Genomic DNA, 19,345 nt, shown 5'->3' with positions numbered 1-19,345 from the left:
TTCATTCTCCAATAACAGGCCTGGCCTGAGCATCCGGATTGCGCTTGCGCCACGGCGCGCGCATACATGCGGACAGGTCATGCCAGGCAAGAGTACGCAAAAAATGGGGCGGCACACCGGTGCGCCTGCGTGTTATTAAGCAGCGCAGCCAGTGCAGAAAGCCACCTGTCAAATGTACGCAGGTGGTGCAAGCGGCGTAAAAGGCGCCATGGTTTTTAACGAAATAGTACAGGCGCGAGTCAAACCAATAAGTCGGCACCCGGTTCCAGTTCTTCATGCCGGTTGAAACAGACCCGATATGCATCACCTCGCTGACGCGTACATAATCGGTGCGATACCCCGCGCGCGCCGCGCGCAGGCAGAGATCGGTTTCTTCGAAATACAGAAAAAACGTCTCATCAAAGAGACCGATCTCATCCAGAACGCGTTGCCGCATCATCAGGCTGGCACCGGCCAGCCAGTCAACGGGTCGCGTCTCGGACGGGATCGGAATGGGTACGATCCGGTTTTTGAACAACCGGGTGACGGGGCCAAAGTTGATGCTGCTTTCAAACTCGCTTGCAACCGAAGGAAAGCGGAAGCTGGTCAGGTGGGGCTCGTCGTCGTCGCCGAATATGTAGCTGCCCGCAAACCCGGCTTCGGGTGTGGTTTCAAGATGCTCCAGCAAAATGCGAATGGCATCCGGGGCGGGGAAGGCATCAGAATTCAGGATGTAGACGTAATCGGGCCGCGTTCCGTCCGAAAGCCCCGCGCGCATACCTACATTGTTGCCAGCGCCAAAGCCGCCGTTATGCCCTGACTGAATGACCCGAACGCGATTGTCCTGATCCCAGCCTCGTTCCTGAACGCGCGCCGCGATGGCTTCGAATGATCCATCCTGCGAGTCGTTGTCTACAACGATGATCTCTCCGGGGATCCCCTCCATGGCCTTTTTTGCCGCCTCGACCGACCGCAACGTCATGTCCGCGGTTTTATAGTTCAGAATTACGGTCAGAAGTACAGGATCAGGCATGGCTATTCCGCTGCCTCTTGCAGAGTGGGTCGCGGGCGCAAAATTTGGCGTTCTGCATTTTCAAGGCAGGATTTCATCTGCGCTGCCAGCACCCGCACATTCGGCTCCAGCACCATCGAGTCGTGATCACCAGGCACCTCGAACACCTCGATATTCGGGGCCCAGGGTGTCCAGTCATTGTCATGAGTCAGATAGTAGCGTTCGTGGTGAACCAGCTTCCCGGGCGCAACCTCCCATTTTCCGACCAGCGGTGGCCTGAACAGGGTTAGTGGGCCGTCCCAGGCATTTAGGGGATAGCTGTTCACGCTTTCCATGAACGCAGCTTCGATCTCGGTATCGTGGAACTGTTGGCCGGTCTCGGCGATCTCACCCTTGGGCTGACGCTTTTGAATTTCCCAGGCGATCCGGTTTTTTGCCCATTGAATCGGATAGCTTGCGCCTTTGTTCTTCAGCTCCTGCAACTGGATTACCAGACGATCCCGTCGCGTCAGCGGGTGGCGAACGGGCAAGGGAGTGTCCAGCATCACCAGCGCTGCAATCTCTTCACCGGCTTCGGTCAACTGACGCGCGATCTCGTAGGCGGTGATACCACCGCCCGAGAAGCCGCCCAGCATATAGGGACCGGTCGGCTGTACCTGCCGCATCTCGGCGATGTAGTCTCTGGCCGCTTCGCGCAGATCACGGTGCGGTTCTTCATCCCCATAAAGACCGCGTGCCTGCAGCCCATAGAAGGGACGGTCGGTACCCACCAGATGCGCCAGATGGCGCAGGTTCAGGACATTGCCGAACATGCCCGCCACCAGGAAGAACGGTGTCTTCGGACCACCTTCGCCGGAATGCATCGGAACCAGATGGGTAAAGCGACGTTCCGGTGTGGCCGGAGTTGCTGTTGTCGGCGCATCGCCTTCGCCTCCATCCTTCGGCACACCACGGGCGGCGATCAGGTCGGCGCATGTGCGGATGGTGGGTGCCTCGAACAGGACAGAGATCGGGAAATCAACGTTATAGGCTTTGCGGATTTGCGCAAACAGGCGCACCGCGATCAGGGAATGACCGCCCAGGTCGAAGAAACTGTCTTCGACGCCGATCTCGTCGACGCCCAGAAGCTCTTGCCAGAATCCGGCCAGACGGCGCTCGATGTCATTTTCCGGTGCAACATAATCCGAATCCAGCTCGGGCCGTTGGAATTTCTGATCTGCGCTTTCGGTGGATGCCCCGCTGTCGGCGGCCTGCGCGATCAGCCCCTCCAGATCCAGAGAGGACAGGATGATCTGACATTGTTCGCTGGCCAGCGCTTTGAAGAACAGACCGGGCCCTTCCGTCGCTGGAATACCCTGAGACAGGTTGTGCCGCAGCCGCTCTTCGGCTGGAGACAGCGGTGGCGGGGCGTCGACCTCGGATGTGACCACAGGGGCGCTTTCGGTGAAGGCGAAATCCACCGCGTCCTCCATCCGGCGGATCGAGAAGCCCTCAACCTCGATACAGATCGTGCCGTCCGGGGCGGTAATGGTGACATCAAAGCTGGCGGTTTCGCCTTCGGCCCGGTTGTCGCCCGCATTGCGGACCCAACTGACGATCTGCGCGGGTAGCGGTGCGAACACGCGCACGGATCGATATGACACCGGCACCCATAGATGCGAGGCCTGATATCCCGTGATCAACTGCATCGCCCAGCCTGTGGCCAGATCCATCAACGCCGGATGCAGGTGATAGCCCGCGTCGATATCCGTCTGCAGTCCCTCGGGCAAAGCCAGATGAGCCAGACCTTCATCCTGCCCCAGAGCCGTCGAGGTCAAAACCCGCCAGCGCGGGCCGAAATTCAGATGTGCTTCTTGCAGGGACCGCAAGCGACCCGTGCCTTCGGCCTGATGGGCCGGGCCACAGCGGGCGGCAATAGCATCCACATCCAGCGGTGCAGGCGCAATCAGCGGCAGCAGCGACAGGCTGGCCTGAGCATTCAGTTCAAACGCTTCATTCGATCCGCTTTCGACCGTCAGATCATAACCCACGTCGCTGCGCGGCAGGCGCAGACGAACTTGCTGATCTTCACTGTCCGACACCGCAAGGGGGCGCAGGAAATAAAGATCGCGGATTTCAAACGGTCCGGTTTCACCCTGCACCCGCAAGGCCTCGGACGCCAGTTCCAGATACCCGGTGCCGGGGACCAGCGCATGCCCCGCCTTGGTCCGGTGATCATTCAGGAACCAGCGTTCATGGGCATTATAGGTCGCGCTCAGCAGTCGGTTGCCCGCGTCATCAAAGCTTGCCTGATCCAGCATGGGGACATCCGCCGAGGTGACAGGTGCGGGTTCAGCGGATCCGGTTCGGGCCTCCATCGCGTCGGCGGCCATGCCGACATCGGCCCAGATGCCCCAGTTGACGGACAGAACCCGCGTTTTGTCACCCGCGCGGGCGCGGGCATAGGCATTCAGATAGTCATTGGCGGCCACATAATCGACCTGACCTACAGGCGCCGTCGCAGTTGAACTGGACGAGAACAGAACAAGCCAATCAAGGGCGCCGTCCGGGAAAATCTGGTCGATAACCTGCGTGCCATGGATCTTGGGCGTAAAGACGTCTTCGATCTCCATCATGGTTTTGGTCATGATCGGAGCGTCATCAATCAGACCCGCCGCATGGATCACACCGTTGATCTGGCCAAATTCCTGTGTAGCGCTTTCCACGCAACGGCGCATCTCTTCCACATTGCTGACATCGACCGACATCGAAAGCACTTTACCGCCGGTCGCTTCCAGCTTTTCGATGGCGCGGATACGACGGGCGGTCTTGTCCTGTGGGGCCGAGTTGTTCAGCACGGTGGCCCATTGGTCCCGTGGCGGCAATTCACCGCGCGCAAGCAGGACGATATTTGCATTCACCTTCGTAATCAGCGCCTCGGCAAGCGTCAGGCCGATGCCGCCAAAACCGCCGGTGACCAGATAGGTGCCACCATCGCGCAGGGGCAGGTCATCCAGAGACGGCTCTGCCAGAGCCTGCGGGCGATACCCCTGTTCAAACCGCTTGCCCGCACGTATCGCCGCTGTGAACGAGGCGGGCGGGGCCAGCAGGTCTTCCAGCACCTGATCCGTCAGGCCATCCGGCAATGCAGGGGCGCGTCGTTTGCCCGCGTTTTGCGGCAAATCGATATCCAGCAGCGCACAGGTCAGGCCAGGGAATTCACGCGGGATCACGCGAGTCGGGCCGGTGACAGTTGCTTTTTCCGGATAAGGCAGCGCCTCATCACGGACCTGTAATGCGCCCGAGCTGAGGACATGGAGATGCAAAGGCATCGGCAGGTCTTCATCCCCGATGGCCTGCGCCAGGAAGAACAGGCTGTAGAAACCTTGCTCCAGATTGCGGTGAAAGAAGCTGCCACCGGGGCGGAAGGTCTCGGCCTGTGTCAGAAGCCAGCCATGCACAATCCGGGTCGGGATGCGTTCCTGCGCGACCAGATCGCGGATCAGCGCATCATAGCTTTCGCGTCCGCGTTCCGGGGCAAGTTGATAGTGATCCTCGCTGATGCGTGCAAAAGCATCACCGGTCGTGACCGAGACAACCTTATGTCCTGCCTGTCGCAAGCGCGCAGTCAAATCGGCACAAAGCCCGGCCTCATCCGCAAAGATCAGCCAACTTTCCTGCGCGGCATCCGACAGATCACCGGTAACATCGACGTCGCAGGCCGCGTATTTCGGTGTCCACGCAACGCGGTATCCCCAATCGGCGCTGTCTTCGGTCCGCATCAGCCATTGGCTGGCCGTATCGGCCTGTGTTTTACCGGGTTCGATGAAATAGGGCGAGCGCTGGAATGCATACGTGGGCAGAGGCACCCGGTTGCGGCGCGCCTCGCCCCAGATCTGTTCCCAGTCAAACGTGCCGCCCAAAGCCCAGATCCGGCCCAGCATGGCCATGAAATAGGCATCGTCAGCCACATCATCATTCGGATGCCGCAGGCTGCTGATCACCTGATTGGCGTCCACCTTGTCATGCTGGCCGGTCAGCGAGGCCAGCGCCTTGCCCGGGCCGACCTCGATGAAGATACGCTCGGGGTTTTCGGACAGCGTGGTGATGCAGTCGGCAAAATGCACGGTGTTGCGCAGATGGCCGACCCAATATTCGGGATCCGTGGCCTCGGCCTCGGTGATCCAGTCACCACTGCGGTTTGAAGGGAAGGGGATCTGCGGCGCCTTCAACTCGATCGAGCGCAGATAGTCGCCGAATTCCTGCAGGATCGGCTCAAGCATCCTCGAATGCGCGGCGATATCGATTGGGATACGCTGACAATCGACACCCTGATTGCGCAGGCGCTCCTCCAGATCATCCAGAGCGGCTTGAGGTCCGGTGGCAACGCTGAGGCTGGGGGCGTTGACGGCGCCCAGATCGAGGTCATCGCCCAGAAGCGGCCTCAGATCGTCGGCGGGCAGGGGCACGCTCAGCATGCCGCCAGCAGGAACCGTATCGAACAGGCACCCGCGCAGATGCACCAGACCGATACAATCCTCGAACGACATCACACCGGCGACACAGGCGGCAGTGTTTTCACCCATCGAATGGCCGACCAGCGCGGTGGGGGTGACGCCCCATTCCATCCAAAGCTGCGCCAGCGCATATTCTGTGATCATGATTAGCGGCAGCTGCACCGAGGGTGTTTTCAGCCGCTCATCTGCCGCCTCTTCCTGACCCTGTTCTGGCAACCAGATCGCACGGATGTCGTAGTCAAGCTTGGCCTGCAGAATATCCAGACCGCGGTCCATCCAGTCGGCAAAGACCGGCTCAGTTTCATAGAGGTCCCGTGCCATTCCAGCATACTGCGCCCCACCGCCAGGGAACATGAAAACATGCTCGGGCGCGTCCGAGATCACCGTATGGGTGAACACCCGACGCGGATCGTTTTCCTCCAGAATGGCCGCAGCCTCTGCGTGGGTTTCAGCAACGATCACACGACGCTTTTCAAACCCGCGCCGCCCGTTCTTCAGTGTCCAGGCGATGTCTGCCAGATCCTGATCGGAATTGCTCCGCAGATGTTCGGCCAGCGCCGCGCTGTTGGCATCCAGTGCTTTCTTGCCGCGCGCAGAGAGCGTGAGGATTTGAAACGGCCAGTCCGAAGGCTCGGATGCAGCCCGCTCGGGCGCTTCTTCCAGAATGGCATGTGCATTGGTCCCGCCAACGCCCAGAGAATTGACCCCTGCACGGCGCGGGCCTTTGTGCGATACCCAATCGGTCAGCGTGTCATTCACTCGGAACGGGCTGTTTTCGAAATCAATCGCCGGGTTCGGCTTTTCGTACCCGAGGCTGGGCGGAATCTGCCTGTGATGCAGTGCCAGCGAGGTTTTGATCAGGCTGGCGACCCCGGCGGCGGTATCCAGATGGCCGATATTGGTCTTGACCGAACCCAACCGGCAGAAACCGGTCTCTTCCGTGGTTTCCGAAAACGCCTGCGTCAGGGCGGCCACTTCAATTGGGTCACCCAGATAGGTGCCTGTGCCGTGGCATTCGATATAGTCCACCGTGTCGGCCTGTACATCGGCCATGATATGAGCTTCGGAAATCGCCGCGGCTTGGCCATCGACAGACGGCGCTAAATATCCGGCTTTGGCAGCACCGTCATTGTTGATCGCCGTGCCGCGGATCACGCCCCAGATATGATCCCCATCCTCAATCGCGTCGGACAGACGGCGCAGGACAACGGCGCCCGCGCCCGATCCGAATACAGTGCCTTGCGCCCGATGGTCGAAAGCATGGCAGTGGCCATCCGGCGACAGCACTTCGCCCTCTTTATAGACATAACCCCTGTTGTGGGGCAGCTCGATCGTGACCCCTCCGGCAATTGCCATGTCGCACTCGCCGGTCAGCAAGGCCTGCGCTGCATAATGGGTTGCAACCAACGAGGTCGAACACGCGGTCTGCACATTCACGCTCGGCCCTTTGAGGTCGAGGATATGGCTTAGCCGGGTCGACAGGAAGTCCTTGTCATTTCCGGTATGGCGCAGCAGGAACATGCCCACATCGTCGACCAGATCCCGGTTCGAACAGACGTTAAAATAGAAATAGCTGCCCATACCGCATCCGGCAAAGACGCCGATGGGACCGGTGAAGTTTTCAGGCGGATGGCCAGCGTTTTCCAGCGCCTCCCAGGCCACCTCCAGAAACTGGCGGTGCTGCGGATCCATGATGGCGGCTTCTTTGGGCGACAGCCCGAAAAACTCGGCGTCGAACTCTTCGAACCGATTCAGGGGCGCGGCAAACGGCACATAGTCCGGCCGTTCGAGCAGATGCGGGGTTTCGCCATTGGCAAGAAGCTGCTCTCTGCTGAGTTGGCGGATCGATTCAACCCCCTCGCGCAGATTGGACCAATAGGTTTCAATCGAAGACGCGCCGGGCAGATGTGCGGCCATGCCAACGATTGCGATGTCGCCGTCCCTGGCAGAAATACTCACTGTAGAACCATCCATTAATAAACCGGTTTGAGTTTATGACCCGCTGTGGGGATTGCCAAACGAAAGTGGTAGGCTTGTGCGGAATTTTCGGGCCTCTGCTGCACGCGCCCCCCATCATTGTGGTGCATGGGCTTTATAACACTAAGAAAATGCTGAGTTTGAACCTCGGGTCCAGAAATTTCAGGATTGGCGAGCACTCATTGATGGTTTCCAAATGCTCTACAATCTGAGGTAGGAAAGCGTATTGCGCCAGTCCGGAATGGCCATAGACTGGCGCGGTGCAACCGCGCTGTAGTTGGGAGTATCCGCTTAGATACCAGTGGCGCGAACGACTACGCCAACTGTCGAATACAGAATGCCCAGATCGGTTTTGAGATTCAGATTTCTGGCGTAAGAAGTGTCGAAATCGGCGCGGCTTGCAAAGGAACTGGCATTGCGTTCGGACACTTGCCAGGAACCAGTCATGCCGGGACGCAGCGAGAAATATGCCTCGCCCGGATACAGCTTCTGCTGTTCGGGAAGCATCGGGCGCGGTCCGACCAGGCTCATTTCTCCGATCAGAACGTTCCACAGCTGCGGCAATTCATCCAGAGAGGTCTTGCGAAGCGCATGGCCAAAAGGTGTAATCCGGGGATCGCTCCTCAGTTTTTGCGTTTCGTCCCATTCGCGGCGCGCTGCCGGGTTTTCAGACAGATAATCTTCCAGCATCAACTGTGCATTCGGAACCATCGAGCGCAATTTCCACATCTTGAAAATCCGACCGTCGCGGCCGACGCGGGATTGCGCATAAAACGGGTTCGATCCATCGCGCGCGATGAGAAGTGCCAGCACCAGAACGACAGGTGCCACAATTGGCACGGACATCACGACGATCACCAGATCAAACAAACGTTTGAACACACTGCGATAGATCTGCGTGGTAGTGTTGGCTGTCCGACCGGTCTGAATAACAGAACCACAGGTTCTGGCATCGGCGCGAATGTTCGTATCTTGAATAGACATATCAACCTTTAACCTTAAGCCAAATCTGGCTTCACCATTACGCTGCAATCCGTGGGGCGAAAAATATCCCCGTACAATTCGGACTGCCACAGACACGATATACTACGAAACTGTGCCTCAAGTACGTGAACAAGTTTATACAGTTTTTAGCGGCATCTCAAAGTGTGAATCTGGTCTGGATGACATTTTTTCGCCTTATTTGCAGCACAATTGAGTACTTTCTCTGCCATTGTTCCTTGCAGCCCTTACGCAAACAATTCTGAGTTGAGGTTCAGTTCTTTGCTCTGCCTATGCGCAATCGCTCAACAAAAAATTGCTCTTTAGCTCCGGGCTCGAATCAGCCGTTGCAGGCTGATTCGCGTTGTTGGTTGTCGTGCGACGAAAGCCTGCCAATTCTGGCAGGCTCTGCACTGATCGTGAGGTGATTTTATGTCAGGCGAGGCGCTGACGCTGGCGTTGACGCATCAGGCCAAACCCAGCCAGGCCACCAATCAGCAACAGGGCTGTTGACGGCAGCGGGACCGCAGCAATCGTCACGCTTGAGACCACGAAATCATCATTGTTGCCGAATGCCGCAACGGAAAATCTGCGGGCGATTGTGTTGTCGCCGAAAAAGAACGTTCTGTCATTGGTATATTCGCCGTCACGGCCATCTCCACGCACATCAATCCAGGCGTCGTCGTCATCGCGTCGCCACCCCGACCTGTCCTCCCGATAGGCTGTGAAACTGGCGAATGTGACCGACACCAGCTCAACCGCGGAATCGAAGGTGAATGTCAGCCAGTCATCGCCATAAAGACCATCAAGCCGTGTGTTGTCATCGAGCGAGCCGTTATCAACGCCAATCCCGTTACGATGCCCTGTGATGGTCGAGAACAGACCACCATAGACGGTTGAGCCAGACCAGACAGAACCCGAAACGCCACCTTCATCGAAAGTTGCAGCGCGTGAACCTACACGGTCGAGGTCGCCACCGTTGGCGCCAGTAAAGTCCAGAGTTACAGGAGTGGCATTCGATGCGGTCGCGATACACGCGACGGCAGATGCAATAGCTAGAAGCTTTCTAAGCATGGCGGGCACTGACCTAAACCAGATAAATCGATAACACTGGCCCGAACTTGTCAGAAAGTAGTCTCAGTTACCAACCAAAACTTTGAATTTTGACAAAAAAGTGTCCTTAGGTAAGACGCATCGCATATTGAGTGCACGATCACAGCCTTTATTGCCGTATTGTTTCAGAAAACGCCCCAATAGTTCGATGACGGCGAGCATATCGAATAGGATTGTCGCACCCGGATGACCTCATGTCTTTTCAGCCGTTATTTCAGAAGAAGCTCAAGATATTCGCCATAGGTGGATTTTGCGAACAGTTGCGCGCGCTCGGCCAGGGCCTCGTCATCAATCCAGCCATTGGCCCAGGCAATCTCATCGAGGCTCCCGGTTTGCATGCCTTGCCGGTCGGTCAGGGTGCGTACAAAATTGCTGGCATCCAGCAGTGATCCATGCGTGCCCGTATCCAGCCACGCAAAGCCCCTACCCATGGTCTGAACGTCCAGCCGCCCTTCGGCCAGATAGGTTTCGAGCAGCGAAGTAATCTCAAGCTCACCGCGCGCGGAGGGTTGAACTTGTCGGGCGCGCGCAGGTGCATCCGCATCCAGAAAATACAATCCCGTAACCGCATAATGCGACGGCGGCACCTTGGGTTTTTCGATGATGGCGCGCGCTTTGTTTCCATCGAAATCGACAACGCCATAGCGTTCGGGATCAGCCACGCGATAAGCGAATACCGTGCCGCCCTGATCCTGCGCATCGGCAAGACGCAAAAGGTCGGGCAGGCCATGACCGAAGAAGATATTGTCACCCAAGATCATCGCGGATGGCGCACCGGCCAGAAACTCTTCGGCCAGAATATAGGCTTGCGCCAGACCATCAGGAGAGGGCTGCGTGATCCAGGTCAGGGACAGGCCATATTGACTGCCATCGCCCAACAGACGCTGAAACTGATCCTGATCCTGAGGTGTGGTGATGATTGCGATCTCGCGGATATCGGACAGCATCAGGACACTGAGCGGATAGAAGATCATCGGCTTGTCATAGATCGGCAGCAATTGCTTTGAGACCGCCATGGTGATCGGGTAAAGCCGTGTGCCGGATCCTCCGGCAAGAATAATACCTTTGCGCTGCATAGCTTATCCTCTCAAAATTCAGCCCCCTGCGGACTTCAGTTCGGCCAGAACATTGTTTAGGCCAACTTTCCAATTGGGGCGCGAGATCTTATGTATGTCCATCAACCGCGAACAATCGAGCCGCGAATTCAGCGGCCTTGCCGCCGTGGTCGGGTAATCCGTGGTCGGGATATCATCGATCTGAGTGGTCAGACCCGCTTGCGACACAATCTCACGTGCGAAATCAGCCCAACTGACATCTGGCGCGCCCGAGTATTGAAACACGCCGCCTTCGGTTGCGGGGCCGGCCTTGGCTATCGCCAATAGCGTCTCGGCGATGTCGGCGGCGGGTGTCGGGCCCCCGATCTGGTCTGCCACGATGGTCAGCGTGTCCCGGGTTTCCGTCAACCGCAGGATGGTTTTCACAAAGTTCTTCCCATGAGCGGAAAACACCCAGCTTGTACGCAGAATGGCGTGCCAACCTCCGGCTTCGGCGATCTGGCGTTCCCCGTCGAGTTTGGTGCGGCCATATATCCCCAATGGGCCGGTCCGGTCTTCGATGGCGCGCGGGGCATCATCTGATCCGTCGAATACATAGTCGGTCGAGATGTGCAGGAAAGGCAGGCTGCGTGTTGCTGCCGCCCGTGCCATGGCCCCCGGCGCATCCCCATTGACCAGTTGAGCCAGATCGGGTTCGTCTTCGGCCTGATCGACCGCCGTATAGGCGGCAGCATTGATGATCACGTCTGCGTCTGTAGAGAAAATCGTTTCGGCACAGCCCCTTGGGTCGGACAAATCAGCCCCGGACCGATCCAACGCTTCCAGTGTAATACCTTGGGCGAGCGACCGTCTGCGCAGCTCGGATGCCACTTGACCGTTATAGCCGAAGACGAGTGCCTTCATCGCGCCATCCCGAGCCGTTCGCCCACGCCGCTGCGGGATTGCAAGGCATTGAGCCATGCGTCGTTGTCCAGATACCACTGCACGGTCTGCTCAAGACCTGTCTCGGGTGTGTAGGAAGGGCGCCAATTCAGCTCTTCCCGAATGCGTGTCGGATCAATGGCATAGCGGCGGTCGTGACCAGGGCGGTCAGTGACGAAAGTGATCAGATCGGCATAAGGTGCATGGCCCGGTTTCAACCGGTCCAGAATGGCGCAGAGCATCCGGACCAGATCGAGATTTGTCATCTCATTCTCGCCGCCGATATTGTAACTGCGGCCCAGTTCGCCTTTTTCCAGCACCAACAACAGCGCCTCGGCATGGTCTTCGACATGCAGCCAGTCGCGAATGTTGTCACCCGCCCCGTAAATCGGGATCGGTTTGCCGGACAGTGCATTCAGGATCACCACGGGGATCAGTTTTTCCGGAAACTGATAGGGGCCGTAATTGTTCGAGCAATTGGTCAGCACGACAGGCAGACCGTAGGTCTCGCGCCAGGCCCGGACCAGGTGATCCGAGCCCGCCTTTGACGCCGAATAGGGCGAGTTGGGCTGATAGGGGCTGTCTTCGGTGAAAAATCCGGCCTCGCCCAAAGAGCCAAAGACTTCGTCGGTTGAGATATGGTGAAACCGGAACGTCTCAGGGCGGCCTGCATCCATCCAATAGGCGCGGGCCGCTTCCAGCAACACATATGTCCCGGTCACATTGGTGTCGATAAAGGCTGCAGGACCGTCGATCGATCGGTCAACATGGCTTTCGGCGGCCAGATGCATGATCGCGTCGGGCTGATGTTTGCGCAGGATTTCAGACATCGCTGCGGCATCCCGGATATCCGCATGTTCAAACACGTAGTCAGGCGACTCTGATACGGAAGCGACGTTATCCAGACAGGCCGCGTAGGTGAGGGTGTCGACATTCACGATCGAATGCCTATCGGCAATCGCGCGTCGAATAACAGCAGAGCCGATAAAACCCGCGCCGCCCGTGACCAAAATCTTCATTAACCATCCTCAATCGTAAACGGGGACTCAATGTCTCTTAAAAATGGGGCCGCATTATCTTTATCTGATATTTTTGGTTCGGCCATGTCGAGGGGCCAATTAATTCCGATATCGGGATCATCCCACCGAATGGCGCCTTCTGTTTCCGGCGCGTAAGTGTCCGAACATTTATAAACGATCTCTGTATCCGGCTCCAATGTCATGAATCCATGTGCGAAGCCTGCGGGAACCAGCAGCATCCGGCCGTTTTCAAAGCTGAGTTCTGCGCCGACCCAACGACCAAAACTCGGCGACCCCTTGCGAATATCGACGGCCACGTCAAAAAGCCGCCCGCGACCGCAGCGCACCAGTTTGGCCTGCGCGCGCGGCGGGGCCTGAAAGTGCAGGCCCCGCACCGTACCTGCGGTACCGGACAGCGAATGGTTGTCCTGTACGAACACCGTTTCGATGCCATAGCCGACAAAGCTGTCGCGGTTGTAGGTTTCTTCAAAAAAACCACGATGATCGCCAAAACGCCGGGGCGTGATCAGTTGAATCTCGGGGATATCAAGAGGTTTTATGTCCATTATTCCAAACTTCTCGTTCCACGGTTCTGAAGGTCGCCACTCAGTATTGCAGAGACAGTTGTTTGTACCGTCCGGGTTTTTGTCAATGACTTAAAGGTGATGTGCCGGCTGCCGTGGCGCCTGGGGGCGGCGGAACAAATCGGGGCAATTCGGGTAAAATGTCTCGGGTGGCTGCGTCTAGGCGCGTCTTGGCTTGTGCCATCGCCTCGCCCCCGGTGCCCTCGATCGGTGTAATTAGGCGGATCAGGGCGCTGTCGTTGCGCCGGTTGAGAACTTTGCCCTTCAGCAGCTGCAGTTTCGCCCGAAAGCCGGATGCCGTGCGCTGGCCTTGTTGCTCGAACCAGTAATAGACAAGCATGCGGGTCTCGCCCTGCTGGATGATCGCCTGATTCAAGGTAAAGGTCTGATCGCCGGCGATCAGCGCATCGACCTGTTCCAGTTGGGCAATCTCCCAACCGCCACCCGGCAAGCAGACCTCGGGAGAGTGAACGCCTCCCTGGCTCTGATCCGCGTACCACGCCATGAACAGATCGACAGGATTCAGATCTCCTGGTCGCCGCAACTCTGCCGAATAATAATCATCGGCTGCGAGAACCTGTGCGACTGCTGGATCGAGAACGCGGGCCGGGCCGCTTTGCCAGTCATTGATACGGTCTGGGAACAGCGCAAACGGGTCGCGCGCAATGGGGGTCGTGGTGTCGCGCGAAGGGAGGGCTGACCAGAGGATCGCCACTGCCACGGACATCGCCGCGCACCCAATCAGCGCGGCTGAGGGCTGAATATGTCGTATCCGGGCCGCCTGCAGCAGCAGCCCGCTTGTGTCCAGATCCAGTGCTTCGACCAAACCCATCTTGTCACGCCGCAGAAACAGCATCAGCCACGCCAGTGCGAACAGTAGCAGGATGCAGGCGACGAAGATCACCCAGCCTTCGAAGAAATGAGAAAACCCTTCGACATACTCTATGCCATACGTGTTTACGATCAGCCCGGCCAAGGCGATGCGGACCGAGTTCATGAAAACCGTGATCGGTGCGGCGGCCAGTAACAGCACGGCTTTGTGCCAGGTCGGCCCACGATACAGCACCGCAAAAATGTAGGAAAAGCTCAGGATCGGAAACAGATACCGCAGCCCGGAACAGGCCTCGGCCACATGCAGCTTGTAGACCCCGAGATCAATGATGTTGCCTTCAAGAAACACCGGTACGTGCAGGAGCCGCAGAAAGTAAACGCCAAGTTCCGACGAAACCCCCTGCAAATATGTTGAAACCCCGTAATAAAGGCCGACGGGCAGAGGCAGCATATAAATCAGATGCACGACCGGCGGCCAGAAGTTGCGCCCGCGCTGCCATCCAAAGCTGATCAGTAATATGGCTCCGACCCACAGGATCATCGCATAGGCTACAATATCGCCGATCTGGATCAGCTTTCCTGCAATTGCCAGGCACAGGGAAAACACAAACAGGATCACACCCGGTTTGCGGTCGGGCAGCGGACCGGTGATGACCGGCACCGTTTTGAGTTGTCTCAGAAACAGCAGCGCAGACAATACCGGGATGAGCGGTCCGTGACTGTATTCGGGCAGGCTCCAGGCGTCGAACAGTTCATCGATGCCGTCCTGAAACAGGATGAACGAGGCAACCGTCATCACGATCAGCCAGAACATACCCCAGCCCGACAGGGACGAAAGGCCCGTGCTGATGCCGTTGGTTGATTGGGGAACCGATACTTTCTCCAATGCTCTGGGGCCTCTGTGATGAAACAAACAACTGATTAAACCTGCGGGCGCAGTGTAGCGAAAACGGCTGAAAAAGCCACGCGCTTTTGTCTGGCGGTGCTCACCTCATGGTGAGATCTGGTGCGAAGTATTTGCCAGATGAGCCAAAATCCGGACAGTTTATTCCGACCATCGCCGGATCAGCTTTAAGGTGAAAACCGCCCCAACGCGGCAGCCAGTGTTTGTTGCAGAATCTTCAACTTGCCGGAAAACCCCGCGATCTTGGTCGGGGTCTTGCCGCTCTTGGGATAGCTGCGTGACACCGGAACCTCGGTGACACGCAGCCCTAGCTGCCCGGCGCGCACACTGAGGTAGAACAATAGCTCATAAGCGTTGAACACATCACGGAACGGCTGCACGGCTGGATTGAGCAGATAGCGCGCGGAATAGGCGCGATAGCCGTTTGTTGTGTCGGTCAGCTTCGAGCCCGATGCCAGACTCAGCATCGGCGCGTGGATCATGCGATTTGCCATCGTGCGTTCAAGCGGCGTGTTTGCATGGGCACCATCCGGATGATAGCGCGAGCCCTGAACATAGTCGTAACCCTCCGACATTTTCTGCAGGAACAAGTGAACCGCATCCATGCCGTCCTTCCCGTTCCCATCCACGGTCACGATGCTTTGGTACCCTTGCTTCAACGCCCACGCATAAGCCATGCGAAGTTGAGCGCTGAGTTTTCCGGGCCCGGTTTTGGTCAATCTTGCGCGTACGCCCACGTCCCGCAGGAAATCCTCTTCCAGCGAGCCGTCGGTAGATCCGCCATCGGCAATAATGATATCAATCGGGTGGTTTAGCGCGGCAAGATTGCGCAACTGCCCTTGAATCCGTTCACCCTCGTTCAGGACAGGTATCACCAGCACAGCGTCATGCTGTTTCGGGCTCAACTCTAGGCTATCGAAGTCCGGCACCTGCCAGCTCGCGTCATCAACGGTGGCAAGCGATGGCGCAGCGTCCTGATATTCGGTGTCGGTATTGGGGGACATCCAATCATTCTCCAGATGTTGATTGGGGCTGATCGTCGCGTTGAAAAACCCAGTGTTTTGAAAGTAAAAAATTGGCGGTGAAAGACACACCGACCGCCAGGCTCAAGATCACCATAGGCGCCGTTTGTGCAGGAAGCAGGGCGGCCAATACCCAGACCGCCGCGGCCCGGACCGCCATAGTGACGCCTAGCGCGCCCAGATAGCGCAATCGCCGCGAGCCGGCGCCTTTCGCCTTTTGCCCGGCAAAGGCCCAAAGATCGAGAACGACAAAGTTAAAGATCGCACCGCAGGCCACACCGATCACGGCGGCCAGTTCAATCGGGACACCAATCGCCAACACGCTGCGCGCGGCGGCCAGATCGACGATCAGACCAAGCGCCACAGTGGCGCCGTATCGCAGGAACTCATGCCGATTCCGTGACATGGCCGTTTCCGTCCGCAAGGATATATCGAAAGTCCGCTTGCTTCAGCGCATCGTGCTGCGTGCGCAGATGGGAAAACAGATCATAAATATTGTCGATCTTGCCACCCAGCACAGACGTGACCCGACCGCCGCGTGGTTCTTCGTGGACAAGAATTGGGCGTCCGTCGTCAACTTCATTCTTTACCAGAACCGTTTTGACATCATAGATCGACTCTCCGCCCGAAATGCCCCCAACGCAAGGCAGATACCGGGACGCGTCCAGAACCATGTGTCGAAGGCGACTTTCAGGCTCAAGCCGGGCGAAAGCGTCGTAGGGTGAAACCGGTCTTGATTGATCCGTCCAACTGACATGCGGAGTGTAACGCACATGGGTCAGCGAATACTTTCCTGCTGCTGGATAGGGCATGAGCGAAAAGAACGGCCCATCCATCACCGTGACCGCATAGCCCTGCATCTCGTCGGGCGGATCAACGAGGGCAAGCTCTGTCATTTCGTGTTTAAGACGCGCCTGAGGCAGACCGGATTGACGGAGCACATGGTTGATCTGGGCATAGGTAACGTTGAAGACGTGGTCTGCAAGAATTTCGCTGCCATCCGACAAATGAACGACCGCCGCTTGTGCATCTGAGTTGTCGTCGATGGACAAGACCTCGGTCCCAAGCCGCAAATCGAGATTGAGCGCATCCATCCGGGACGCCAGTTGATTGGCCAGGACAGAGTAGTCAAAGGCAAACTCATCCGCGCGAAAAACCGCCTCGATCCGGTCGTCATCGAACATTGCGGTTTCCTGACGGGATGCCAATGCAATCGGGGCCTTCATATTCTCGAACATTTTGCGAAAGCGATTGGCGGACACTTTCGAACGTTGACGCGCCACGGCATAGAGCATCTGGAAATCAGATACGATCGCATCGGGAAAATCACTGGCGAAACGATGGCACAGCTTGCGCGATTTCAACGCGGTCAGCATCGAGCGGGGGTAATGAAAGCCCGAGTGCAAGCGCGCCTGATTGACCCGCGATGCGCGCGTCATGATCTCGGATCCTGCCTCGACCAGAACGACATCCCGCGTAGTTGAGCGTAGGAACAGGGCCAGGCAACAACCATAGAACCCGCCGCCGATCACCAGATACTTGACGCGTCGCGGCGATGTCACGACGCACCACCCGCCGAACGCTTCTGTATCAATGGGGTGGGCGCGAGGGCATCTTGCCGATCCTCAAGCTCTTCGGTGCCATCGGTATCGACATTGAGCGCATTCGACACGCTTTCAAACAGATCAACCGAGCTCCGCTCGGCCACCAGATAATCGATTGTACGACCGCGTATGATTTCCATCGCTTTGCGCAAGGTGATGCAAATCGCAAACAGAGCGGCCCCCAGAAAAGAGAGCATACCCGAAATCGACAGCGACAAGGTGGTCCAGCCTTCTGCGATATCCGTTTTGGTCAGGTATATGACCACCACATAGATCGCAAAAAACACTGCGCTGACAAACATGAAGGCAGAAAACAGGGCCACCGCGCTTAACAGCGAGGGGCCCGCTTCGGTCACCATTCGCAGAAGCAGGTCAGACCGGCTGGTCATGCGCGCCGTCCAGGTGGATTCGTGAACTGTTACGGCATCTTTGACGTCAGGCGCGCGCCGAAGCACCGTCAGTGAGTTGTCGCGAGGCGGGAAGCGCAGGGCCAGCACGGGGTTTGCATCGTTAAGCAGGCGGTTCAGGGCCGTACGCGGTATCGTGATGGTCTGCATGTCGCGGGTGCTGGCCTGAAATCCGCTGGCACGGCCAAGAATTGCGATGAAAGGTTCGGCCATCACCATGGCCTTGCGCTGACCCAAGACAACAGCGTTGCGGTCCTGTGCTTCGTCGATCATTGCGGGAATATCGAAGCTGTTCACCTCGTTCACCGATGTGATGATCACAAAGTCTCCGATTGCCTCCGAGGCGGCAATGACCCGGCGTTGACTGTTGTCCAACCCGCGTACCACCGACAGATAGCGCACGTTCGGGACCGTGACCAACGCCTCTTCCAAGGTGGTATCGTATCCGGTTTCGTTGACGACGAGTATTTCCCAATAGCGGTAACTGTTCTTCAACATTTCCGCAGTCGCCGCGATTTGCGAAACCGCAATGTCGGGGGCGTAGGCGTCTGTGAAGCATACAGAAATCAGTATGTCGTCGCGCAGCTTTGGTCCGCTCATGGGTCACCTCCGCTGATGCGACGAGCCGCCGACAGGTTTCTCAGACCGGTATCCAGGCCAGCCAGCCCATCCTCGGGACGACGCATTTCTATCGAAACCGCGCGTTGGTATCCAACTGTGTGCAGGGTGTGCAGCACCAGTGCCGCATCTTCCGGGCTTGCAGGTGCGGGGGCGAGAAAAGGTTCGCTGATGTGGACATGGCTGAGCATCGGGCTCGCCGTAGTCAACTGATCCTTGACCCGATCAAATGTGCCGGTCAGCAGCGTCGCACCAACGTCGAAATTCAGCATGATTGCAGCATGATCAGCGCGTTTCACGAAATCAAGCGTTTCATCGGGCGTTATCAGGAAATTGGTGTCATATTCGGCGGGGTTGCACTCCATCGCTATTCTTGTGCCCGCAGCTGCGGCGGCGTCAGCGAGCGGTCTCAGAATTTCGATGGCTTTGTCGACAGCAGCGTCCGATTGCATCTCCGGCGGTCGCTGGCGCTGTTTGGGTGAGCCCATCACAAGATTGGGTATTTCGAGCCGTCCTGCCAAAGTGATTGCGCGTTTCAATCCCCGTTCAAAGGCCACTCGTCCAGTATCTTCGCCGAATAAATCGGCGCCTTCGACGCCGAAAAGCAGAGACTGCATCGAAACGAGTGTCAGCCCGAAATCTTCAAGCTCGGCCCGGACTGACGTGATCTCAGCATCGGTTGGCTCGAACGGGTCGTCTGCAGTGTTGAACAGCAGGCCAGGGGCGATCTCTAGCCCAGTAATGCCCTCAGCCTGTAGCCTGGCATAGGCATCGTGGCGATCATCTGCGGTCCAGGCGATATTTGAAACGGCATATTGCATT

The 19,345-nt window shown here is 57.6% G+C and carries 14 protein-coding genes; all 14 read right to left on the bottom strand.

Translation table 11 applies throughout. The features are described from left to right. Nucleotide 1 precedes the first annotated feature (1 nt). Nucleotides 2-1,012: a glycosyltransferase family 2 protein gene (locus ACR0K9_RS10585; protein WP_480822970.1), complete on the bottom strand. Its 1,011-nt coding sequence runs from the start codon at nucleotides 1,010-1,012 to the stop codon at nucleotides 2-4. Nucleotides 1,013-1,014: 2 nt separating this feature from the next. Continuing rightward, the gene (locus ACR0K9_RS10580; protein WP_480822968.1) at nucleotides 1,015-7,461 is read right to left on the bottom strand and encodes a type I polyketide synthase; all 6,447 of its coding nucleotides are present in this window, start codon (nucleotides 7,459-7,461) and stop codon (nucleotides 1,015-1,017) included. Nucleotides 7,462-7,755: 294 nt separating this feature from the next. Next, a complete protein-coding gene (locus tag ACR0K9_RS10575) occupies nucleotides 7,756-8,448 on the bottom strand; it encodes a sugar transferase (RefSeq protein ID WP_480822966.1) in 693 nt (230 codons plus the stop codon). A 432-nt stretch (nucleotides 8,449-8,880) separates the two neighbouring features. Beyond that, a complete protein-coding gene (locus ACR0K9_RS10570; protein ID WP_480822964.1) occupies nucleotides 8,881-9,519 on the bottom strand; it encodes a VPLPA-CTERM sorting domain-containing protein in 639 nt (212 codons plus the stop codon). Nucleotides 9,520-9,767: 248 nt separating this feature from the next. Then, a complete protein-coding gene (rfbA, locus tag ACR0K9_RS10565; protein WP_480822962.1) occupies nucleotides 9,768-10,634 on the bottom strand; it encodes a glucose-1-phosphate thymidylyltransferase RfbA in 867 nt (288 codons plus the stop codon). A gap of 18 nt (nucleotides 10,635-10,652) precedes the next feature. Continuing rightward, entirely contained in the window at nucleotides 10,653-11,516 is an 864-nt protein-coding gene (rfbD, locus tag ACR0K9_RS10560; protein ID WP_480822960.1) for a dTDP-4-dehydrorhamnose reductase, read from the bottom strand. Next, nucleotides 11,513-12,553, bottom strand: coding sequence for a dTDP-glucose 4,6-dehydratase (gene rfbB, locus ACR0K9_RS10555; protein WP_480822958.1), 1,041 nt, complete (start codon nucleotides 12,551-12,553; stop codon nucleotides 11,513-11,515). The genes rfbD and rfbB overlap by 4 nt, the downstream gene beginning before the upstream one ends. After that, nucleotides 12,553-13,119, bottom strand: a complete 567-nt coding sequence (gene rfbC, locus ACR0K9_RS10550; protein ID WP_480822956.1) for a dTDP-4-dehydrorhamnose 3,5-epimerase — start codon at nucleotides 13,117-13,119, stop codon at nucleotides 12,553-12,555. The genes rfbB and rfbC overlap by 1 nt, the downstream gene beginning before the upstream one ends. Nucleotides 13,120-13,201: 82 nt before the next feature. After that, nucleotides 13,202-14,854: a VPLPA-CTERM-specific exosortase XrtD gene (gene xrtD / locus ACR0K9_RS10545; RefSeq protein WP_480822954.1), complete on the bottom strand. Its 1,653-nt coding sequence runs from the start codon at nucleotides 14,852-14,854 to the stop codon at nucleotides 13,202-13,204. Nucleotides 14,855-15,039: 185 nt separating this feature from the next. Next, entirely contained in the window at nucleotides 15,040-15,876 is an 837-nt protein-coding gene (locus ACR0K9_RS10540; RefSeq protein WP_480822952.1) for a glycosyltransferase family 2 protein, read from the bottom strand. 4 nt (nucleotides 15,877-15,880) lie between these two features. Further along, nucleotides 15,881-16,300 carry a GtrA family protein gene (locus ACR0K9_RS10535; protein WP_480822950.1) on the bottom strand — a complete coding sequence of 140 codons (420 nt, stop codon included), beginning with the start codon at nucleotides 16,298-16,300 and terminating at the stop codon, nucleotides 15,881-15,883. Beyond that, complete coding sequence (locus tag ACR0K9_RS10530; protein ID WP_480822948.1) at nucleotides 16,281-17,456, bottom strand: FAD-dependent oxidoreductase; 1,176 nt, start codon at nucleotides 17,454-17,456, stop codon at nucleotides 16,281-16,283. Before ACR0K9_RS10530 ends, ACR0K9_RS10535 begins: the two co-directional genes overlap by 20 nt. Beyond that, complete coding sequence (locus ACR0K9_RS10525; protein ID WP_480822946.1) at nucleotides 17,453-18,505, bottom strand: hypothetical protein; 1,053 nt, start codon at nucleotides 18,503-18,505, stop codon at nucleotides 17,453-17,455. The genes ACR0K9_RS10530 and ACR0K9_RS10525 overlap by 4 nt, the downstream gene beginning before the upstream one ends. Then, nucleotides 18,502-19,344, bottom strand: coding sequence for a sugar phosphate isomerase/epimerase family protein (locus ACR0K9_RS10520; protein WP_480822944.1), 843 nt, complete (start codon nucleotides 19,342-19,344; stop codon nucleotides 18,502-18,504). Before ACR0K9_RS10520 ends, ACR0K9_RS10525 begins: the two co-directional genes overlap by 4 nt. Between the last annotated feature and the right edge of the window lies 1 nt (nucleotide 19,345).

The sequence above is a fragment of the Ruegeria sp. L12 genome, from assembly GCF_056531745.1.
Note: the sequence above shows the minus strand (reverse complement) of the source record. Positions and strands in the feature narration are given on the sequence as shown.

What these genes read in the sequence shown, in the direction of transcription:
- ACR0K9_RS10585 (WP_480822970.1), bottom strand. Translation starts at nt 1,012, where the DNA reads ATGCCTGATCCTGTACTTCTGACCGTAATTCTGAACTATAAAACCGCG.
- ACR0K9_RS10520 (WP_480822944.1), bottom strand. Translation starts at nt 19,344, where the DNA reads ATGCAATATGCCGTTTCAAATATCGCCTGGACCGCAGATGATCGCCAC.
- ACR0K9_RS10525 (WP_480822946.1), bottom strand. Translation starts at nt 18,505, where the DNA reads ATGAGCGGACCAAAGCTGCGCGACGACATACTGATTTCTGTATGCTTC.
- rfbD (WP_480822960.1), bottom strand. Translation starts at nt 11,516, where the DNA reads ATGAAGGCACTCGTCTTCGGCTATAACGGTCAAGTGGCATCCGAGCTG.
- ACR0K9_RS10575 (WP_480822966.1), bottom strand. Translation starts at nt 8,448, where the DNA reads ATGTCTATTCAAGATACGAACATTCGCGCCGATGCCAGAACCTGTGGT.
- ACR0K9_RS10580 (WP_480822968.1), bottom strand. Translation starts at nt 7,461, where the DNA reads ATGGATGGTTCTACAGTGAGTATTTCTGCCAGGGACGGCGACATCGCA.
- ACR0K9_RS10570 (WP_480822964.1), bottom strand. Translation starts at nt 9,519, where the DNA reads ATGCTTAGAAAGCTTCTAGCTATTGCATCTGCCGTCGCGTGTATCGCG.
- rfbC (WP_480822956.1), bottom strand. Translation starts at nt 13,119, where the DNA reads ATGGACATAAAACCTCTTGATATCCCCGAGATTCAACTGATCACGCCC.
- ACR0K9_RS10540 (WP_480822952.1), bottom strand. Translation starts at nt 15,876, where the DNA reads ATGTCCCCCAATACCGACACCGAATATCAGGACGCTGCGCCATCGCTT.
- rfbA (WP_480822962.1), bottom strand. Translation starts at nt 10,634, where the DNA reads ATGCAGCGCAAAGGTATTATTCTTGCCGGAGGATCCGGCACACGGCTT.
- ACR0K9_RS10535 (WP_480822950.1), bottom strand. Translation starts at nt 16,300, where the DNA reads ATGTCACGGAATCGGCATGAGTTCCTGCGATACGGCGCCACTGTGGCG.
- rfbB (WP_480822958.1), bottom strand. Translation starts at nt 12,553, where the DNA reads ATGAAGATTTTGGTCACGGGCGGCGCGGGTTTTATCGGCTCTGCTGTT.